A 3275-nucleotide genomic window follows, 5' to 3' on the forward strand; every position below is an offset into this window, starting at 1 on the left:
AGCGGTGAGACAGCGGCGAGGCCCCCGCACGCACTCAGACTTGAGTGCGCGCGGGGGCCTCGCCGCCGCCACCGTGCCGGGACGGGTCAGGCGCCGAGCTTCTGCTTCACCTGCGCCAGCGACGGGTTGGTCAGGGTCGAACCGTCGGGGAAGAGCATGGTCGGAACGGTCTGGTTTCCGCCGTTGGCCTTCTCGACGAAGGCCGCCGACTCGGGGTCGTGCTCGATGTTGACCTCCGTGTATGCGATGCCTTCGCGGTCCATCTGGCCCTTGAGCCGGCGGCAGTAGCCGCACCACGTGGTGCTGTACATCGTCACAGTGCCCGGCATGTCGTCGGTGCTCCTTGTCTCGTCCGTCCCGCCCGGAAGCGGAATCGTGCGTCGCGTCCGCGCGGGGAGGAAACCGTCTCCGAGCGGAGGGGAGTCCTTCCCCTCCGAGGGAACGTACGGGAACGGACCACCATTCCCGCCACCCGGCCGTGGGCGGACGGCCCGGCCGCCGTACCCCGCCCACCCCAGGCGGAGGAACCAGCCCACCCACCGGGAGAAGAGCCCCGCCCACCGGCAGAGGGGACCCGCCCACCGGTACGACGAACGGCGCCCCCTGTGGACAACCTCCGCATCCGCCCCTGGCGACCTGGCAGCATTGGCGGGGTGACAGCAGCAACGCATTCCACCCTCTTCCCCCAGGTCCCGGAGACCGCGGACGCCGTGCTCGACGGGCTCGACCCGGAGCAGCGCGAGGTCGCTCTGGCGCTCCGCGGGCCCGTGTGCGTGCTGGCCGGAGCCGGGACGGGCAAGACGCGGGCGATCACGCACCGCATCGCGTACGGGGTGCGGTCGGGGCGCCTCCAGCCCGCCACCGTGCTCGCCGTCACCTTCACCAACCGCGCGGCGGGCGAGCTGCGCGGCCGTCTCCGGCAGCTCGGTGCGACCGGCGTACAGGCGCGGACGTTCCACTCGGCCGCGCTGCGCCAGCTCCAGTACTTCTGGCCGAAAGCGGTCGGTGGGGAACTGCCGCGGCTGGTGGAGCGCAAGGTGCAGCTGGTCGCCGAGGCCGCGGCCCGCTGCGGTATCCGCCTGGACCGTAACGAGCTGCGGGACGCCACGAGCGAGATCGAATGGGCCAAGGTCACCCAGACCGTGCCCGCCGACTATCCGGCAGCGGTTGCCAAGACCCAGCGGGACGCCCCGCGGGACCCGGCGGAGCTCTCGCAGATCTACTCGGTGTACGAGCAGCTGAAGCGCGAGCGGTCGGTGATCGACTTCGAGGACGTCCTGCTGCTGACGGTCGGGATACTCCAGGACCGGCATGACATCGCCGACCACGTGCGCCGCCAGTACCAGCACTTCGTCGTGGACGAGTACCAGGACGTCAGCCCGCTCCAGCAGCGCCTTCTCGACCTCTGGCTCGGTGACCGGGACGACCTGTGCGTGGTCGGCGACGCGAGCCAGACGATCTACTCCTTCACCGGAGCCACCCCCGAGCACCTGCTGAACTTCCGCACCCGCCACCCGGAGGCGACGGTCGTCAAGCTCGTGCGGGACTACCGCTCCACGCCCCAGGTCGTCCGTCTGGCGAACGGCCTGCTGAGCCAGGCCCGCGGCAGGGCCGCCGAACACCGGCTGGAGCTGGTGTCGCAGCGAGAGAAGGGGCCCGAGCCGGTCTTCACGGAGTACCCGGACGAGCCGGCCGAGGCGGAGGGCACCGCGCGCCGGGTCCGGGACCTGATCGCCGCCGGGGTCCCGGCCGGTGAGATCGCGGTGCTCTACCGGGTCAACTCCCAGTCCGAGGTGTACGAGCAGGCGCTCGCGGACGCCGGTGTGCCCTACCAGCTGCGCGGCGCGGAGCGCTTCTTCGACCGGGCCGAGGTGCGGGAGGCGGGCGTCGCCCTGCGCGGCGCCGCCCGTGCCGGGGGCAACGACCCGCTGCTCGACGGAGCGGACGACCTGCCGGCCGAGGTGCGGGCGGTGCTGTCCACGAAGGGATGGACGACCACGCCGCCCACCGGTTCCGGGGCGGTGCGGGACCGCTGGGAGTCCCTGGCCGCGCTGGTGCGGCTGGCCGAGGACTTCGAGCAGGCCAAGCCGGGGGCCACGCTCTCCGATCTGGTCGCGGAGCTGGACGAGCGGGCCGCCGCGCAGCACGCCCCGACCGTCCAAGGCGTCACGCTGGCCTCTCTGCACTCGGCCAAGGGCCTGGAGTGGGACGCGGCCTTCCTGGTCGGGATGACCGAAGGCATGATGCCGATCGCCTACGCCAAGACCGACGAGCAGGTCGAGGAGGAGCGTCGGCTGCTGTACGTCGGTGTCACGCGCGCCCGGTTCCACCTCTCGCTGTCGTGGGCCCTGGCCCGTTCGCCCGGGGGACGTGCGGGCCGCCGGCCGACGCGCTTCCTCAACGGGCTGCGGCCCGGCTCCACCGCGCTCGGCGCACGGGGCGGCGCGGGAGGCGGGGCCGGCATCGACCGCGGTTCCGGGACGGGGCCGGGCACCGCGCGTTCCGGCACCCAGGCGGAGTCCCGCCCCCGGCGGCGCGGGCCGGTCCGGTGCCGGGTCTGCGGCAGGACCCTCACGGACGCGGGCGAGATGAAGCTGATGCGCTGCGAGGACTGCCCGTCGGACATGGACGAGGCGCTGTACGAGCGGCTGCGGGAGTGGAGGGCCGGCAGGGCGAAGGAGATCAGCCAGCCCGCCTACTGCGTGTTCACCGACAAGACTCTGATGGCGATCGCCGAGGCGGTACCGGGCAGCGAGTCGGAGCTGGTCGTCATCGCCGGCGTCGGGAACCGCAAGCTGACCAGGTTCGGAGCCGATGTTCTGGCCATCTGTGCAGGTCAGTCGTTGGAGGCGGGTTCCGGCGAGGATGGCTGGGATGTGTGAGGAAAACTCGTCGAAAAAATAGTTTGCGCCCGCAGCAGTCGTCACCATAGGTTCTTAACCACGGGAACAGCGACTTCTCTGAAGCCCTGACTCCGTGCTGTACTTATCCGAATACCGAAGGACCGGCCCCGGCCGGTCCCCCGAGACGCCGAGAGGAGGCGATTGAAGTGATCAGCATCATCAAGACCATCGAAATGACCGATCGCTCGGTCGTCTCCGCCTGCTCGCTCGACGTCATCGCCTCTTCGGAACTCTCGCTCCGTGGCACCGGCATGTCCGGCAGCTCTGCCGTCAGCCCGCTGTCCTCTGCCGCCTTCCCCGTGCGGGAGCGCCGCAATGAGCGACCGACCGAGGCACCGGCGGCAGCAGTAGCGAAGGCTCAGGCCCAGGCCT

At 71.3% G+C, this 3275-nt stretch carries 3 protein-coding genes; 2 read left to right on the forward strand and 1 reads right to left on the reverse strand.

The window, feature by feature from the left end:
• Positions 1-86: 86 nt before the first annotated feature.
• Positions 87-329, reverse strand: a complete 243-nt coding sequence (locus IH13_RS0109955; RefSeq protein ID WP_031082984.1) for a mycoredoxin — start codon at positions 327-329, stop codon at positions 87-89.
• A gap of 324 nt (positions 330-653) precedes the next feature.
• Here IH13_RS0109955 and IH13_RS0109960 point away from each other — a divergent pair, with 324 nt between their 5' ends.
• Together IH13_RS0109960 and IH13_RS0109965 are read left to right on the forward strand one after the other, a co-directional pair.
• Positions 654-2882, forward strand: a complete 2229-nt coding sequence (locus IH13_RS0109960) for an ATP-dependent DNA helicase UvrD2 (RefSeq protein ID WP_031082986.1) — start codon at positions 654-656, stop codon at positions 2880-2882.
• Between the two features lie 167 nt (positions 2883-3049).
• Positions 3050-3275 (forward strand): hypothetical protein (locus IH13_RS0109965; protein WP_031082988.1); only part of this gene is annotated, 226 nt, incomplete at its 3' end.

The sequence above is a fragment of the Streptomyces sp. NRRL WC-3549 genome, assembly GCF_000721935.1.
Taxonomy (GTDB): domain Bacteria; phylum Actinomycetota; class Actinomycetes; order Streptomycetales; family Streptomycetaceae; genus Streptomyces.

Excerpts from the sequence above, each read along its gene's own strand:
- IH13_RS0109955 (WP_031082984.1), bottom strand. The coding sequence starts at position 329 with ATGCCGGGCACTGTGACGATGTACAGCACCACGTGGTGCGGCTACTGC.